General features: G+C 43.8%; 17 protein-coding genes. All 17 read right to left on the bottom strand.

All coding sequences use genetic code 11. The annotated features are described in order from the left end of the window. Positions 1 to 108 precede the first annotated feature (108 nt). Positions 109 to 1,800, bottom strand: a complete 1,692-nt coding sequence (ftcD, locus tag AC59JO_RS10495; protein WP_497305200.1) for a glutamate formimidoyltransferase — start codon at positions 1,798 to 1,800, stop codon at positions 109 to 111. 52 nt (positions 1,801 to 1,852) lie between these two features. Continuing rightward, entirely contained in the window at positions 1,853 to 3,079 is a 1,227-nt protein-coding gene (gene hutI / locus AC59JO_RS10490; RefSeq protein ID WP_497305198.1) for an imidazolonepropionase, read from the bottom strand. Between the two features lie 225 nt (positions 3,080 to 3,304). Continuing rightward, positions 3,305 to 4,978, bottom strand: coding sequence for a urocanate hydratase (gene hutU, locus AC59JO_RS10485; protein ID WP_497305196.1), 1,674 nt, complete (start codon positions 4,976 to 4,978; stop codon positions 3,305 to 3,307). Further along, entirely contained in the window at positions 4,956 to 6,515 is a 1,560-nt protein-coding gene (hutH, locus tag AC59JO_RS10480) for a histidine ammonia-lyase (protein WP_497305194.1), read from the bottom strand. Before hutH ends, hutU begins: the two co-directional genes overlap by 23 nt. After that, positions 6,508 to 7,017: a MarR family winged helix-turn-helix transcriptional regulator gene (locus AC59JO_RS10475; protein WP_413666164.1), complete on the bottom strand. Its 510-nt coding sequence runs from the start codon at positions 7,015 to 7,017 to the stop codon at positions 6,508 to 6,510. Before AC59JO_RS10475 ends, hutH begins: the two co-directional genes overlap by 8 nt. A 246-nt stretch (positions 7,018 to 7,263) precedes the next feature. Then, a complete protein-coding gene (locus tag AC59JO_RS10470; RefSeq protein WP_413666163.1) occupies positions 7,264 to 8,091 on the bottom strand; it encodes an OmpA/MotB family protein in 828 nt (275 codons plus the stop codon). Between the two features lie 13 nt (positions 8,092 to 8,104). Beyond that, a complete protein-coding gene (locus AC59JO_RS10465; RefSeq protein WP_497305191.1) occupies positions 8,105 to 8,767 on the bottom strand; it encodes a DUF2461 domain-containing protein in 663 nt (220 codons plus the stop codon). A gap of 435 nt (positions 8,768 to 9,202) precedes the next feature. Then, the gene (locus AC59JO_RS10460; protein WP_413666160.1) at positions 9,203 to 9,481 is read right to left on the bottom strand and encodes a hypothetical protein; all 279 of its coding nucleotides are present in this window, start codon (positions 9,479 to 9,481) and stop codon (positions 9,203 to 9,205) included. 25 nt (positions 9,482 to 9,506) lie between these two features. After that, positions 9,507 to 10,082: a DUF420 domain-containing protein gene (locus AC59JO_RS10455; protein ID WP_413666159.1), complete on the bottom strand. Its 576-nt coding sequence runs from the start codon at positions 10,080 to 10,082 to the stop codon at positions 9,507 to 9,509. A gap of 6 nt (positions 10,083 to 10,088) precedes the next feature. Next, on the bottom strand, positions 10,089 to 10,787 hold the full coding sequence (locus tag AC59JO_RS10450; protein ID WP_497305188.1) for an SCO family protein: 699 nt from the start codon (positions 10,785 to 10,787) through the stop codon (positions 10,089 to 10,091). Then, the gene (locus AC59JO_RS10445) at positions 10,787 to 11,128 is read right to left on the bottom strand and encodes a cytochrome C oxidase subunit IV family protein (RefSeq protein ID WP_413666157.1); all 342 of its coding nucleotides are present in this window, start codon (positions 11,126 to 11,128) and stop codon (positions 10,787 to 10,789) included. The genes AC59JO_RS10450 and AC59JO_RS10445 overlap by 1 nt, the downstream gene beginning before the upstream one ends. Before the next feature lie 13 nt (positions 11,129 to 11,141). Further along, positions 11,142 to 11,861: a cytochrome c oxidase subunit 3 gene (locus tag AC59JO_RS10440; RefSeq protein ID WP_090530134.1), complete on the bottom strand. Its 720-nt coding sequence runs from the start codon at positions 11,859 to 11,861 to the stop codon at positions 11,142 to 11,144. A gap of 21 nt (positions 11,862 to 11,882) precedes the next feature. Next, complete coding sequence (locus AC59JO_RS10435) at positions 11,883 to 12,455, bottom strand: cytochrome c oxidase subunit 3 (RefSeq protein WP_497305185.1); 573 nt, start codon at positions 12,453 to 12,455, stop codon at positions 11,883 to 11,885. Between the two features lie 13 nt (positions 12,456 to 12,468). Beyond that, entirely contained in the window at positions 12,469 to 13,332 is an 864-nt protein-coding gene (gene cyoE, locus AC59JO_RS10430) for a heme o synthase (RefSeq protein WP_413666155.1), read from the bottom strand. Beyond that, on the bottom strand, positions 13,329 to 14,387 hold the full coding sequence (locus AC59JO_RS10425) for a COX15/CtaA family protein (RefSeq protein ID WP_413666154.1): 1,059 nt from the start codon (positions 14,385 to 14,387) through the stop codon (positions 13,329 to 13,331). Before AC59JO_RS10425 ends, cyoE begins: the two co-directional genes overlap by 4 nt. Positions 14,388 to 14,524: 137 nt before the next feature. Further along, the gene (locus tag AC59JO_RS10420) at positions 14,525 to 16,414 is read right to left on the bottom strand and encodes a cytochrome c oxidase subunit I (RefSeq protein WP_413666153.1); all 1,890 of its coding nucleotides are present in this window, start codon (positions 16,412 to 16,414) and stop codon (positions 14,525 to 14,527) included. A gap of 20 nt (positions 16,415 to 16,434) precedes the next feature. Further along, complete coding sequence (locus AC59JO_RS10415) at positions 16,435 to 17,619, bottom strand: cytochrome c oxidase subunit II (protein ID WP_497305182.1); 1,185 nt, start codon at positions 17,617 to 17,619, stop codon at positions 16,435 to 16,437. Between the last annotated feature and the right edge of the window lie 33 nt (positions 17,620 to 17,652).

Here is a 17,652-nt window from a genome sequence, read left to right as displayed (position 1 = left end):
AGAGCTTACCAGGCACAAGTGAGCATTCCCACAGTCAGCCACACAACACTTGCGCCATTAGGAGAAGTTTTGAAAACTTCGTAAGTCTGTTTTCTTCATTAAACCAGACTACCCCAATCCTATCTTCCCGTTCACCAACTCAATGATCTCCGCTTCCAGCGCAATCGCTTTCCGCTCAATTTCATTGCCCCGGTAAATGATATCGATCACATAATCTTTATCCTTATAGCCAGAAGCGTTGATCTTTACGTTCATGAATGCACCTAATACCGCGGTACGGGCACAAAGGGCGGCCACACCGGCATCGGTTATAGAATTGGGGTTACCGGTCAGCGTCATTGCTTTAATTACCTCCATGCTATCTAAAGCGGCCTCCATTACTTTAAAAGGTATTTCAATAGCATAGCGGGTAGCATCCTGTATAGCTTTATCACGGGCAGCCTTTTCCTCATTGTTTGATTTGGGCAGGGCAAATGCCTCCATGATCTGGTTAAAGGCTGTGGTATCCAGGTCAACCAATACCAGCAATTCATTTTTAAATTGCTGACCTCTTTGTGCCCAGTCGCTAAATTCCCGCCAGCGGCTGTCCCATCCCTTTTTGTGCGAACTCAGGTTTGCCACCATGGTAGCCAGCGAAGCTCCTAAAGCACCAACAGCTGCTGAAATAGAACCGCCACCCGGTGCCGGGCTTTCGCTGGCAGTTTCATCAGCGAGGTCGGTTAGGCTCATGTTGATGAGCTTACTGTCGGCTTTATCTTTCAGTAAATACTCAATGATCCGTTCTTCCGGTTTAAATGGAGAGAGCTCATCCAGCCCCATCGATTTAATAGCGATCCTGATCAGCTCCTTTTCGCTTACCCCCACCGAGCGCTGCTGTTTCTCCAAAAAATACCTGCCTGCATCAAGCATCGCTTTCAATGGGATCAGTCCAACAAGCTCACTACCGGTTACCCTGATGCCGCGTGCAGCGGCTTTATCACACACTTCGTCAAATGCCTTATGAACCGGGGTAATGTTGATATTGGTCAGATTCATCGAGATCTGGGCAACGCCATATTCCTCAATAAACCAGCCAATAGCTTTTACCGCCTTCAATGAACCGGGAATTGTTTTGGCTTTGCCGTTTTCGTCATACACTATTTTACCATTGATCGGATCACCTTCGCGCAGGGTACGACCAGCCTCACGCACATCAAAAGCAATAGAATTTGCCCTGCGAACGGATGTAGTATTCAGGTTAACGTTATAAGCTACCAGAAAATCTCTTGCCCCAATTACAGTAGCCCCGCGTTTAACATCATTCTCTGCCGGACCGAAATCAGGTGCCCATTCCGGTTGCTTGATCTTTTTAAAGAAACCTTCGTATTCACCAGCACGGATCACCGATAGGTTGCTCCGGCTTTTGTTAGGTTGCGCAGCCTCATACAAATAAACCGGGATCTGCAATTCCTCTCCCACACGTTTGGCAAGTCGGGTTGCGTATTCTGCGGTTTCCTCCATGGTGATATTACTGATCGGTATCAGCGGACAAACGTCTGTTGCACCCATCCTTGGATGCTCGCCTTTTTGTTTGCTCATATCAATCAGCTCACCCGCTTTTTTAATGGCCAGGAAAGCAGCTTCAATTACCCTTTCCGGTTCACCAACGAAAGTTACAACCGTACGGTTAGTTGCCTTTCCCGGATCAACATTCAGCAGTCTCACTCCTTCAACAGACTCAACTTCGTCTGTTATCTGTTTGATGGTATCGAGGTTTACACCTTCGCTAAAATTGGGTACGCATTCTATTAATTTGGTCATTGGTTCATTAGTTCAATGGTTCATTGGTAGCTAAGCAAATCATAAAACCTGCTTAATCATTATTTTCAGACGTCCAAACCCGGACTGGCTTTAGTTTTCCTTGTTGATATAGTATCTCACGATAATCGTTACACGGATAAGCCTGCATATCGGCAAGTTTTCCTTTGGTTAATATGCCGCGGTCGTTTAGTTTTAACGCTTGTGATGCTCTAAAAGTTAAACCTGCAAAAACTTCGGCTGTGCTTAGTTTTTCGGAGGCAGCCATTATTGAAGCCTGCATCAGCAAATCGCCCATCGGGGCCGAGCCTGGGTTCCAGTCGCTGGCTATGGCGAGGCATGCCCCGGCATCAAGCAGTTTCCGTGCAGCGGCATAGCCCATTCCCAAACCCAGCGAAGCACCGGGTAAAGTTACAGCAACGGTATCTGAATTGGCCAATAATTTTATCTCATAATCACCGCTGGCTTCCAGGTGATCGGCCGAAGCTGCCCTTGCCTTAATTGCAACCTCGGTGCCACCGGTTGTAAACTGGTCAGCATGAACGGTAGCTTCAAAACCCATTTGCCTGGCTTTACTTAAGTAAAACAGGGCATCGCTGGTATTGAATGCGCTTTGTTCAATAAAAATATCAACCCGGTTGGCCAAACCCTGTTGTTTTATTTTCGGTAACAGATCATTTAACAGATATTTCAGATACCCACTTTCGGCACCATCAAAATCCTTTGGTTTGATATGCGCGGCAAGGCAGGTAGGGATAATATGCGCATGCGTTTTATCAGCCGCCTGCCGAATAGCCTTAAGCTGCTTTAACTCCTCTGTTACAGATAAACCGTAACCGCTTTTAACTTCAATAGTGGTTACCCCTTCTGCTAAATGACGGGCTATCCGTTTCGTCAGCAAATTGATTAATTCCGTTTCAGTGGCTGCGCGGGTTTGCGTAACCGAATCCCAGATACCGCCGCCAGATGCCGCAATTTCCAGGTAGCTTTTCCCTGCATTACGCATGGCGTAATCTTTAGCCCTGCTTCCGGCAAAACAGATATGCGTATGGCAATCCACAAAGCCGGGCAGCAATACATGGTCGCCGGTAACTTCTTCCACTTGTGCAGATGGATAGTTTTTGCGGAGCTTTTCAAAATCATCAACAGCTAATATCACGCCGTCTTCAATCAGCACACCACCATTGGTAATGATGTGCAGTTGCTCGTCCTCTAAGGCTCCTTTAAGGGGCAAACCTGTTAAAGGAAGTATTTGCGTAAACGGACCTATCAGTTTTTTCATCGTTCTATCTTAAACCATCATTGCTTCGTTCCTACCCATGACAAGTTAAAACGTTTGTCATACTGAGGAACGAAGCATCCTCTTCGCCCTGTATAGCGGCTTTGCCTTTAGAAGAAGATCCTTCGCTATCGCTCAGGATGACAAAGAGTTATCGGGTCGATGTCATTTCACCTTCAGAGCGCGCCGAAGTTTAAAACCTGCAATGACTTTTTTATATTTTATGCTTTACCATACCTTTAGGTTAAACTTATCAGCCCATTCGGCAGCTTTATCATATCCCGCATCAGTATGTCTAAAGATACCCATGGCCGGGTCATTATACAGCACCCTTTTTAAACAGGTAGCTGCGCGATGGCTGCCGTCGGCCAGTACTACCATGCCGGCGTGCTGGGAATACCCCATACCTACACCGCCGCCATGATGGAACGAGATCCAGGTTGCGCCGCCTGATGCATTGGCCATTAGGTTGAGTAACGGCCAGTCGGATACTGCGTCTGAACCGTCAAGCATAGCCTCTGTTTCCCGGTTGGGCGATGCTACCGAGCCGCAATCCAGGTGGTCGCGACCGATCACTATGGGACCTTTTACTTTACCTGACGCTACCAGTTCATTAAATATCAGTCCGGCCTTTTCACGTTCGCCCATACCCAGCCAGCAAATGCGGGCAGGTAATCCCTGGAATGCTATTTTCTCCCTTGCTTTTTTAAGCCAGGTGATTAATGGTTTATTTTCCGGGAAAGCCTCTATCAGCGCCTGATCAGTAGTATAAATATCTTCCGGGTCACCCGACAAGGCTACCCATCTGAACGGCCCCTTGCCCTCACAAAACAGCGGACGGATATAAGCCGGTGTAAAACCCGGGAAGTTAAATGCATCGGCCTCGCCGCCCTGCCGGGCAAACTCACGCAAGTTGTTACCATAGTCAAAAGTAATAGCTCCTTTGCTTTGCAGTTCCAGCATTAAGCCTACATGCCTCGCCATACTTTTCAGCGACCGCCGTTTATACTCTACCGCATCATCTTTCCTTAAAGCTGCTGCCTCATTTAATGACAGATCATTAGGGATATAACCATTCAAGGGATCATGTGCAGATGTTTGATCGGTAAGCATATCAGGGATGATATTATCCTTCAACAGCTTTTCAAGCAGATCGCCTGCATCGCTCACCAAACCTACCGAAAGCGTTTCTTTTTTGGCGATGGCTTCCTTTATCCAGATGATGGCTTCATCATACGAAGCCGTCATCCGGTCGATATATTTCGTGTCAACCCGTTTTTGAATCCGGGATGCATCCACATCGGCACCTAAAAATACAGCGCCTGCCATAGTCGCCGCCAATGGCTGAGCACCACCCATCCCACCTAAACCTGCGCTCACAATGAGCTTGCCTGTCAAATCACCATTAAAATGCTGATTGCCGCATTCTACAAAAGTTTCATATGTGCCTTGCAAAATGCCCTGTGTACCTATGTAGATCCAGCTGCCGGCAGTCATTTGTCCGTACATCATCAAGCCCTTTTCGCGTAACTCATTAAAATGCTCCCAGTTGGCCCATGCAGGCACGAGGTTACTGTTGGCTATCAAAACCCGCGGTGCTTCAGGATGACTGCGGATAATTCCCACCGGTTTGCCCGACTGAATTAGCAACGAATGATATTCATCAAGTTCCAACAGCAACCCGATAATTTTACGGAGCGCCTCCGGGTTCCGGGCAGCCTGACCGATACCCCCGTAAACTACCAGTTCATCGGGGTTTTCGGCTACCTGGCCATCCAGATTGTTAAGCAGCATCCTGAGCGGGGCTTCGGTTTGCCAGCTTTTGGCATGAAGCTGCATGCCACGCGGTGCTTTATACACCGGGTGGTTGGCGTAGGTGTTAATAAATTCCGAACTCGTCATGACTTAAATCTATTTGGTGAGCAATAGCCGCTTCGCCTGCGGTTTTCAGCAGGGAGCCATCCATAATTAGTTTGTGAAGGCTGTTAATATCCAGAGCAAAAACGCGGTCATCCTGTATAAAATCAACATGCTGCCTTACCAATTGGTGGCAAACCTCAATAACCGGGGTTGATTTTAACGGTCTGCGGAAATCCATGGCCTGGGCTGCATATAACAACTCAATAGCCTGGATATATTCAATATTATCTATCACCTGGTGTAACTTCCGCCCGCTGATAGAACCCATGGATACATGGTCTTCTTGTCCAAGCGAGGTTGGCACGCTATCGGCACTGGCGGGGAAACACAGGGTTTTATTTTCGGTAACGAGGGCGGCGGTGGTATATTGAGGGATCATCAAACCCGAATTAAGCCCGGCATCATGTGTAAGCAATTTAGGCAAGCCATAACGGCCTTCGCTCATCAGGTAGCAACGCCTGTCGGCAATATTGCCTAACTCGGCGGCAGCAGTAGTTGCATAATCAAGCGGTAAAGCCAGGGGCTGGCCATGAAAATTGCCGCCACTAATGGTATCATCGGCATTAAAAATAACCGGGTTATCCGTAACTGAATTGAGCTCGATTTCAGTAAGCTCTTTCAGGTGCAGCCATGCATTACGTGACGCACCATGTACCTGCGGCATACAACGCAACGAATATGGATCCTGTACCCTGTCGCAGTTTATGTGTGACGAATTAATTTCAGATCCATCAAGTAAAGTAAACAGGCGATGAGCTACCATACGCGTACCTTTAAACGGGCGAATGTTATGCAGCCGCTCATCAAAGGGACGGATAGACCCCATCAACCCCTCTAATGACATAGCACCGATGAGGTCGGCACGGTTCAGGGCATTATCCAGGCGCTGCACAGCTTTAACTGCAAAAGCCAGGATAAACTGCGTGCCATTGATAAGGGCAAGGCCTTCTTTAGGTCCAAGTAATAAAGGCTGTAAACCGTGTTTGTTTAAAAGTTCTCCAGCCGGGAACCTTTCACCATTTTCAAATACTTCGCCCAAACCAATTAATGGCAAAAACAGGTGAGATAAAGGCGCCAGATCACCGGAAGCTCCTACTGAACCTTTTTCGGGAACAACCGGGACAATATCATTGTCGATATGCCAGATAATCCGCTCAAGCGTGGTAAGCGCTATACCCGAATAGCCTTGCGCCAAAGCATGCACCTTGGTGATCATCATAAGCTTCGCTATTTCCTGCGGGATGGGCTTACCAACACCCACGCTATGGCTTTTAAGAATATTGCTTTGAAGTAAACTTGTATCTTCTTCCGAGATCCGGGTATCGCACAAAGGGCCAAAACCGGTATTAATTCCATAAACCGGGTGGTGGCTGTGTACAATCTTTTCTACCTCACGCCATGAGGATTGGATCATATCTGCGGCTTCTTTGTTGATGATCCCTTTAGTTTTACCCGCAGCTATATCAAGGCAAATACCTATGGTAAGATGGTCGGTGCCGTAATTAAATATATTAGTCATTGCCGGCTGGTTTTAAATTGGTATTCAGTTTTTCAACGATATCATCGGCCAGTTTAGTTTGCCTGAAAACGTTTTCAAGCGCACTTATTGCCGGCAGTAATTGCTGGGCGGTTGCGTCTGCGGTTACAAGCTCAGCCATCGATAGGCTGATAGCATCCCAAACAGGTATTACCTGTTTCAACAAATCGCGGCCTTCGGCAGTAAGCGTAACCAATTGCCTCCTGCCGTCATCGGTACAAGTATCGGTACTTACCAGGCCTCTTTTTTTAAGGTTGGTAATGAGCTGACTTGCGGCAGGATGCGAAACCTCTATCTGTTCGCTTAATTCTTTGATAGATAAAGCGTCATTTTTCGACAATAAATAAAATACGGGAAACCAGCTGGCATCAAAATCGATACCCGCGGTTTGATAAGCACGGTTAATTTCGGCCAGAAAGGCTTCGCTCAACCGCCTTAAACGACTGCCTAAAACCAGATGCCCCAGGCTTTGATATAAATTCATGATGCAATTTATATAAGTGCTTATATAATTGCAAATTTATTTTCGGGGTTGTTCAAATGTAGAGACACATAATTGCGTCTCCCGCATACAAATTAAGATAGTTAAACCACTTCAAAGTGGCTTGTCCTGTGCGAGACGCATGTGATGCGTCTCTACATTAAAAAATTCAAACAGTTTCTCCGTAACGAGAAAGGAAAACATCTAAAACAAAAAAACTCCCGGCGGTTTGCCGGGAGCTTTCATTTATTACTTAGTGATCAGGTTGTATAACTCATCGAGCTTAGGGGTAAGCACGATCTCTATTCGCCTGTTCTTTGCGCGGGCTTCGTCGGTGCCGGTAGCATCTATCGGCTGAAACTCGCTCTTACCTGTTGCAGTAAGCCTGTGCGGGTCAACACCTTCTGTTTCGGTGAGATAGCGGGTTACCGAGGTAGCGCGCAATACGCTCAAATCCCAGTTATCTTTTATCTGGCCAAGGTTCTTCACCTTTTTATCATCAGTATGGCCTTCCACCGCCATATTGATATCTGGTTCCTTGTTAACTACCACTGCCAATTGCTTCAATGCAGCCTTACCCTTTTCATCAATAATGATACTGCCCGAAGGAAACAATAACTTATCAGCTAATGACACATAAACCTTGCCATTTCTGATATCAACCGTTAAACCGCTTTGCTGAAAGCCTAATAATGCTTTCTGCAATTTATCTTTCAGAGCATTGGTAGCCTCATCGCGTTTCTTCAAAATGTCTTCTACTTCCTTTAAACGGGCTTCACGTTTTTTCAGGTCAGCTGCCAATTTTGCGGTCTGAGCGGCCAATTCGTTAGCTTTTGATGATGTTGCATCCAGGTTACTGTTCAGCACATTGTTGTTGTTTCGCAGATCAGCAAGCTGGCGGTGAAGACGAGCTGTATCGGCCTGCAGCTGCGCAAGCTGTCCTTCCAGATTTGTTGTACGGGTAGCTAATGAGTCGCGTTCTGCCACAAGGGTTTTGTATGCTTTTGGCGACATTACCTTGCATGAGTACATTGTGAAACACACAGCAGCGGCTAAAAATGCATATCTAATTTTCATAGTTTATTGAGGGTTAAGAAAGGGCGTTCTTCAAAAATACATTAAGCGGATGGATCCTGCTGCACATATCAATCACAGTTTTTTCCAATCCGGGTTGGGTTAATTCTTTATCTGTAAGTTTATGCCAGCCCACAAAACTTTTTAGTTTTATCAGGTCGAGGTTTTCGTTATCGGCTTCATAACCTTTCGGCAATGACTTAAGCTGTTCCTGTTTCCTGAAGTCGCCAAATAGTTTAATAAACTCCTCATCATCTATGATCTTTTTCAGATCGGCAGCATTATAATCAATTTCCTGGCGAATAGCTTTCAGATGTGGTGCTTCGGGCATCCAGTAACCGCCGCCGATAAATGAATTTCCGGGCTGGATGTGCAGGTAATACTCAACCCCACCGCCCTTTAAGCCGGATGTTGGCAAACTTACCCCAAAGTTATTTTTGTAAGGCGCTTTATTTTTACTGAAGCGAATGTCGCGGTAAATGCGCATCACACATTTTTTGGCATCAAGATTTTCGTCCATGCCCGCCTCAATTTTACGCACGCCCTCAAGCACCTTCGCCGTAAAATCAATTACATTTTCGCGGGCCTTATCGTAACGCTCTTTATTAGCAGCAAACCATTCTCGGTTATTATTTTCGGCTAGATCTTTTAAAAACTCAAGACTTTCCTGGTATATCATCGGTATCTAAATAGCTTTGGTAATGTATCTTGGGTGACAACCAATACAACAAAAACACACGCGAATATCTGAAATTTACAGGAGCAAGTACAAAGCAGCCAAAAATTATAGCCCCGAGATACAACCACGGCGAATCCTGGTTATGGGTAACCAAATAAGTAAGCCATGCAATCCCTAGGGCTTCGCCTACATTAAGTGCATAACTCACATACATGGCGGCATAAAAATAACCCGGCTCAATCTCAAAAAAAAGATTACAATGTGGGCAATTAAGATTGATTTTATTGGAGAAACTGTAAGGGCTACCCTTAAACATATCGCCACGCCTGCAGCGCGGACATTTACATTTAAGCATAGCCCATGACTTTGGTGTTTGAGACACGATAAGTATCTTATAAGGTTACAAAGGCGGCCACTGATAACCGCAGTTGTTTATTAATTCAGATTAAGTTTTTCGGGACGCATTTCAAGCTTTACATCTTTACGACGGTATTTTTTGTACCAGATGTAACCACCTAATGCAACTGCAAAATAAGGTGCGCCTAATAAAAACAGGATACCGTTATTTAATCCCCTTGTTTTTGAGCTGCCGCTTTGAGCGTTGGTTTCAACCGTGGCGGCACATTGCGCACATTGGGCTTTTACCGGCTTACGGGCAATCAGCATAAGGCCAAGGGCCACTACAAAAAGGATAATCTTAAAACCTTGTTTCATAAGTACAAATTTAACCAATTATAAATTAAAAATGATAAAACGGGCGGATCATTAAATAAACTACCACACCACTTGCTGTAACATACAACCAGATCGGGAATGTCCATCGTACCAGCTTGCGATGCTTTTCAACCTGCATTTGCAGCCCGCGGTGAAAACTCATTAATATTAACGGCAAAACTGCAGCCGCAAGTATAATATGGGGCGTTAAAATAGCCAGGTATATGGTACGTAAAGATCCGGCAGATGTCCGTTCTGCCTCCGACAATTGTCCGTCGCCATTAATGTCACCATAAACAATTTCATTACGCATCAGGTAATGAAATAATACATATGACGCCAGGAAAAGCGCCGAAAGGCAAAACGTAATAATATTAAGCCGTTTATGTAACGTGATATTACCTTGTTTAATTTGATATAGCGACAAAAGCAGCAATATGGTACAGGTGCCGTTCAGCATCGCGTTAAGCATAGGCAGATACGGGGTAAAAGAAGGGGCAACGGCAGGGCCCGGGATAAGGTGCCGGTTTAAAAGAACAACAAGTGCAATTACAACTATGGTAACAACCGCTACAAAGCGGATTATAAATTTATCGCTCATGGCAAATTAATATAGGGGCTTATCAACTTTACGAAGTTCTTCGGCTATCAATACTTTTATCTCATCGTTGAGGCGGTTTACCTCTGGCGTAACCGCGGCCTTGTAATATCCGCGAATACGGTGTTCCTGATCAACCAATACAAAGTCATCGCTGTAAACAAAGTCGCCACCGGCTTTTGCGGCATTTACATAGAGGCCATTACGGGCAAAATTGTAAACCGATGAGGTATCTCCGCTGCACATCAGCCAACGGTTTGATTCGGGCTTAAACGTTTGCAGGTATTTACTTAATACTTCCGGGGTATCATGCTCCGGATCAACAGTGATGGTTAAAAAGTAAACCATCTTATTTTTATAATAAGTACCAACCAGCCAGCTCATGTTTTTGTTGATGGTTTGGCAAACGGTAGGGCAATTAGCGTAAAAGAAATTAATTACAAAAATCTTTCCTTTTAGGGTATTCAGTGTAACCGGCTTGCCTTCCTGGTCGGTGAGTTTAAAATCAGGGATAGTGTGGTAAATGGTATCAGGAATGTACTTGCCGTGAAACTTGTGGCCTGTTTTGGCAAGCACCTTCGGCCCGAAAACAGCGAGGGGTTTATACCTGTTTTTACCCTTTGCGGTAAGTAAATAATATAAAAATCCCGGTACTGCTAAGATGAGTACCAGGATTATGATCTTTTTTCCTATTGAAGCTTTGTTCATTAGAACCTTAAGTCAACCCAGTGGTGGCTTTCGTTTGTAAGTACCAGGATCAAACCTATTATGAATATCACGGGAATTGCGATTGACAATATCAGGCCCATTTTTTCAAATTTCAGGTGCATAAAATATGCAACTATATAAAATGCTTTAAACAATGTTAAAACGATGTATACAGGGTTGGCATACTTCAACAAATCCGGATGGTTGGGAACTATAGCAAGCGCGATAATAAACTCAATACAAGTAATAAAAGTTAATATTCCGGCTACCTGCCATATACGCTTTCTGCTCATGGTTTCGTGATCACCGTCGTGGTGAACTTCGTGCGATTCTGCTGACATATGTAAATGTTTTTTAAACTAAGTAAAAGAATGTAAATACGAATACCCAAACAAGGTCTACAAAGTGCCAGTACAAACCAACCTTTTCAACCATTAAATAACTGCCGCGTTTTTCGTATGTGCCCATTAACACGTTAACCGTGATAATAATGTTAATAATAACACCTGTAAATACGTGGAACCCGTGGAAGCCTGTGATGGTAAAGAACAAGTTAGCAAATTCCTGAGAAGTCATGTGCTGCACAGCTTCGGTACCGCCGGTAAATAATTTCTTCAACTCTTCTGCCGGAGGAACGCTACCCCACCAGAAACCTTCATGGTGTAAATGTCCCCATTCCAGAGCCTGGCAACCAAGAAACATGAAACCACCTATAACTGTAGCTATCATCCAGCCTACCACCTCTTTTTTAGCATTACGATGGCCCGCTTCTACAGCTAATACCATGGTAACAGAGCTTGCAATGAGGATGAAGGTCATTAAACCCACAAACACCAATGGCGCACCGTGATCAACTAATCCTGGTACAGATTGAAAAACTTTATCCGCACCTGGCCATACGCTTGCGCTGAAACGCAATGAACCGTAAGCTATCAATAACGATGAAAAGGTAAATGCATCCGAAAGAAGGAAAAACCACATCATTATTTTTCCGTACTCCACGTTGAACGGGGATCTTCCTCCCGACCAGGGCGAAGTTTTTACTTCGTCAATTTGTGAAACTGTTGTACTCATCTGTACTAATCTATGGGTGTATTAATTATGATTCAAAAGTAAAAAAACATACAGATAAATCCATATAATATCGAGAAAATGCCAGAAAATGGAAGTTAATTCCATCTTAAACATGTTCCTTACCTGAGGGATATTACGGTATGTACCTATAAGTGTATTTATTAGCAATAACAGCGCCGCAAAAATGTGTACCAGGTGTGCGCCAACAAAAACGTAAACAAACGAACGTGAAGCGTTAGGATCAACAAAATAAATCTGCATTTTGAAGGTCAACACATAGCAGGCGTAGATCTGTAAGGCAAAAAATGCCAGTCCTAAGCCCAATGTGATCCATAAATACAGCTTCTGTTTATCAAACTGCAATGCCTTGGCAGCTCTCGATGCTAAAAACAACGTGCCGCTGCTTAACACTATAACTATAGTGCTATATAAAAACGACTGGGGCATAATCACGTTTAACCCGTGACCGCTACCTCCCGAATAAACGATGAAACCACTGGTAAAAGCAGCAAAAAGCATAAACGATGTGAATATGAAGATCCACATATTAAACTTTTTGGCACCAAGGTTAAGCCTGTCGTTATCTTGTTCCATCCTTGCCATCATCTCACTTAACTATAAAATCTACTAAAAACATTATCTGAACTAACGGCAGGTAAAAAAACGAGCCGAACATTAATTTACGCGCCTCGGGTATTTGCCGTGTACGCAGCAGCATAAATGACTGGTATAAAAATATCAGGCTGCAGATAAGTGATACACCGCCAACCCAGTAACCGCCATAACCATAAATGGTTGGCAATAAACTCACAGGCACCAATATAACGGCAAATATAAATGTAATTACCGCACTTGTTAAATCTCTTTTGCCTGATGGTAATAACCTAAAACCGGCAAGCTTATAGTCATCGTCCAGTACCCATGCAATTGCCCAAAAGTGAACAAACTGCCAGATAAACTGGATAGAAAATAAAATTATTGCTATCTCATCTATCCTGCCATGTACCTGTGCAGCCACATAACCAATAAGCGGCGGCAAAGCCCCCGGAATTGCTCCAACAAATACTGCTATCGGCGATTTACGTTTCAAAGGTGTATAGGCAAACGCATATAATAAAATAGAGAACACCGATAACAAACCAGTTAATAGATTTAAGCTGCCTAACAGGTAAGTACCTGCCATACCCATTCCTAAACCCAATACCAACGCCTGTCCGGTGGTCATTTTACCTGAGGGGATGGGCCTGTCCATGGTACGCTTCATCAGCTTATCCAGATCTTTTTCGATGATCTCGTTAAAAGCATTAGCTGCAGACGTAACCAGGAAACCACCAATAATCAATTTTACCCAATCAATCCAAATAATATGGCCATTGGCGCGGCTCCCTATTAAAAATGATATTGATGCCGAAAACACCACCAAAGAGGTAAGTCTCGTTTTAATCAGTTTCGAAAAATCAGCCCATTTCATCTGCTTACCTCCCTACCATTAACACCTTGAAATAAATTCAAAAGCAAATAAAATTGTGCCCCAAATATTAAACTCGCCAATACGATGTGAGCTGCCTGAGCAACCGGCGGCAATGCGAGATATGATAATAAGATCCCGGTAACTATCTGCAACGTGATCATCAAAAATGTAAAACTCATCAGCTGTTGCTGGATAGAATGCCTGTTAAAGCCTTTGCGGATCAACGCAAATAAAGCAACGTTCAATACCAACACCAAAATGGCGATGTCCCTGTGATGCTGAAATATCTCGCCGGCATTGGTAATCCAATCTTTACGATAACCACCTTGAAAGTGGTTGGCAACCGCATCTATCTTCTCCCGTACCTCGGTACCGAAAGCAATTTGCAGAATACTTACAAACAGCGCCACAAGGGTGATAATATAAACCAATGGAGATGTACCCGAAGTATTCTTTCCTGATATCCGGGCTACGTGATATGTGTAAATACAAATAGCCAAAATAGCAAGAGCCAAAAGCATGTGTACCGTAACTATCCATGCAACTAAATTGGTGGATACCACAATTGATCCTAACCACGCCTGAAAACCCACAAGCACAAGGTTGAAAATACTAAGAATTGCTATCCTCTTATCTGTTTTCCAATAACTAAAAGAAAAAACAACAGAAAGCAGAAGGAAAAACCCAGACAAAGCACCAATGAGACGATTGATATACTCAGTCCATGTTTTGCCCGCATTAAACTCTTCAGGTACAAGGATGGAGCGGTCTTCGCGGATACGTTTTGCCAGATCGCTGTAACCAAACACATCAAGTGTTTTTGCAAAACGCTGGTTCTTTTCAACGCGTTTGGCTACATATTTCTGCTTATAATCTTTAGGAAGATCAGTAAGATCAGTAGGCGGGATATACCTTCCGAAGCATTTTGGCCAGTCGGGGCAACCCATACCAGAACCTGAGCTACGCACAACACCACCGGCAAGAATCAAAACAAAGAGCAGAACAATGGTTGTAATATTGATCTTTTGAAACCTATTTTTTGCGGCTGTGCTCATCTAAATGTTTCTAAAAATTTAGGGTACCTCGTTAAGTCGGAAGTTCTAAGTTTTAAGTTCAAAGCTGCTTAACTTAGGACTTAAAACTTCCGACTTAAGACTTAACCGGTACCCTAAAAGATCAGATAAGTATTAATTTATTTTACTTGTTCGTTTGCTTTCAGCGTACTTGTAAACTTGTTTAGTTCTTCCAAACCTGCAGGATTGTCTTCAAAATCGTGTGGAAGGTTTGAGCTCATAGTTTGCGAGTAAGGAACAGTTTGAGGGATGTAATCCTCTTCTGCGCCCGGTTTGCTGTAATCATATGGCCAACGGTAAACAGTTGGAATTTCGCCTGGCCAGTTACCGTGTAAGTGCTCAACAGGAGTAGTCCACTCAAGGGTATTTGACTCCCAAGGATTTTGAGTCGCTTTTTGTCCTTTGAATATGGATACAAAGAAGTTATAAAGGAAACCAAACTGTGTAAGTGCAGCAATAATAGCAGCCCAGGTAACAAATGTATTTATGGTTAACCATTTTTGCATTGAAGCAAATTCGGTGAAGGCATAATACCTACGTGGCACACCGTCAAGACCCATAAAGTGCATTGGGAAGAACACCAGGTAAGCACAGATAAATGTTAACCAGAAGTGCAGGTAACCCAATTTCTCGTCCATCATACGACCGAACATTTTAGGGAACCAATGGTAAACACCTGCAAGCATACCAAATATAGCTGCAGAACCCATTACCAGGTGGAAGTGGGCAACCACAAAGTAAGTATCATGTAAATTGATATCCAAAGTAGCATTACCCAGGAAGATACCTGTTAAACCACCTGAAATGAAGAACGATACCATCCCGATAGCGAACAACATAGCAGGTGTAAACCTGATGTTACCGCGCCAAAGTGTAGCTAACCAGTTAAATGTTTTTACTGCCGATGGTACCGCAATGATCAAAGTAGTAATCATGAACACACCACCCAGGAACGGATTCATACCTGTAACAAACATGTGGTGGCCCCATACGATGAACGATAATACAGTGATACCAATCAGGGAGTAAACCATCGCGTGGTAACCAAAGATTGGTTTCCTTGAGTTTACCGACATTACCTCAGATGAGATACCCATCGCAGGCATAATAACGATATATACTTCCGGGTGACCAAGGAACCAGAATAAGTGCTGGAACAGGATCGGGCTACCACCTTCAAATGGTTGCTGTACACCGTTTAATACGATATCAGATAAATAGAAGCTTGTACCAACGCTGCGGTCAAATATCAACAATACCACACCGGCTACTAAAACCGGGAAAGCAAGGATACCTAAAATAGCAGTAAGGAATAAAGCCCAGATAGTTAAAGGCATTTTCCAAAGGTCCATACCTTTTGTACGCATGTTTAACACAGTACTTACGTAGTTGATACCACCCATTAATGATGATGCTACGAACAGTACCATACTGATCAGCCAAAGGGTCATACCTTCACCTGAACCCGGCATTGCTTTAGGTAATGCAGATAACGGCGGGTAAATTGTCCAGCCACCACTGGCAGGGCCTTTTTGTACAAAGAAAGATGACAACATGATAACGCTGGCTAAAAAGAAGAACCAGTATGAAAGCATGTTCATGAAAGGCGAAGCCATATCACGCGCACCTACCTGCAATGGAATTAATAAGTTGGCAAAAGTACCGCTCAAGCCGGCAGTTAGTACAAAGAATACCATGATAGTACCATGTATGGTAACCAAAGCAAGGTAAAAATCGGGACTGATACGACCGTTAGGTGCAAAACGACCTAACAAAGTTGTTAACAGCGGGAATGTTTTATCAGGGTAAGCAAGTTGGATCCTAAACAGGATTGACAAAATCATCGCGATAACCGCCATAGTAATACCTGTGATCAGGAATTGCTTGGCAATCATCTTGTGGTCCATGCTAAATACATATTTAGACAGGAATGATTGGTCATGGTGGTGTTCGTGACCGTGTTCGTCGTGGTGTGTTCCTGCGTGGTCGTGAACTGCTAATGTTGACATATCTATCTTTCTTATCTTTATTAATTATTTAACGCTAACCTATTTGTTGAAGCACCGCTTTGTGCATTGTCTGCTGAAGCAAAATGAAGCTCTTTTCTTAAAGCATCATTCAGGTAAGGCTTTTGCCTTGACAGCCATGACTGATATTCAGCTTCGGTAACAACACGTACAACTTTTTGCATGTTGTAGTGGCTTCCACCGCATATTTTGTTGCAGTAAAGGGTATATTCAAATTTAGGGTCGTCCAATTTTGTACGCATCTCTGCGGTAGTAATAGTCGGGGTAAATTTAAAGAAGGTTGGTAAACCTGGTACTGCGTTCAACTGAACCCTGAAGTGAGGCATATAAACGCTATGGATCACGTCCTGTGCAAGGATATTCAACCTGATTGATTTATTAACCGGTAAGTACATGGTATCTACCTTTAAATCGTCAAAGCTGCTTTTCTTTTTGAAGTTAACACCCAGGTTATTTGCACCTGTAACCAAACGAAAATCTTTAGGGCCTAAAACGCCGTCCTTACCAGGGTAACGTAATTCCCAGGCAAACTGGTGACCGGTTACATCGATATTGATATCGCCTGTAAGATTTTCGCTGTTCATGATCTTCTGCCAGGTAAAGAAACCAAACACAACCAGGATAGTCAGAACGATAGCTGGTGCAATTGTCCAAACTTTCTCAATGGTATTATTGTGCGGCAAAAAGTGTGCACGACGTTTATCAGAATGACGGTATTGGAACAGGAATGTGAACAGCAGGATCTGGGTAACAAAAAATACTATCATTGTTAAAACAGTAGTGACGGTAAACATCTCATCTATTTTAACACCATGTGCCGAAGCTGCTTCAGGTAAAGTCATACTGCCTTGTTCGGTAAATGACCAGTAAGCGCCATAAAGACCGGCAACAAGGAAAACGATGCAAATTACTGCCATCACGGTATTCCACTTGATACCTTTTTTACCCTGCATTTTCAAGGTAAGATCATAAACCTTAAGGATTTTGCCAACAATAGCAACACCTAAGCAGATCAGGAAAAATATCAGCACATAATATGCAACCCCGGTCCAGTCAACTTTGGGGGCTTCCTCCTGGGCTGCACCGGCAGCCGCAGTTTGCGCCATCAGCAGGTTTGTGCCCAGGAGCATAAACGCAGCGAAGAACGATAGTAGTTTTTTAGAATTTATTAGTTTTCTGAATCCCATTTTAGTAAGCTGTTTGGTATTCTGTATTTTGGT

The organism is Mucilaginibacter sp. A5337 (genome assembly GCF_059690695.1).
The sequence above is the reverse complement of the archived record's forward strand: the minus strand, read 5'-3'. Positions and strand labels throughout refer to the sequence as shown.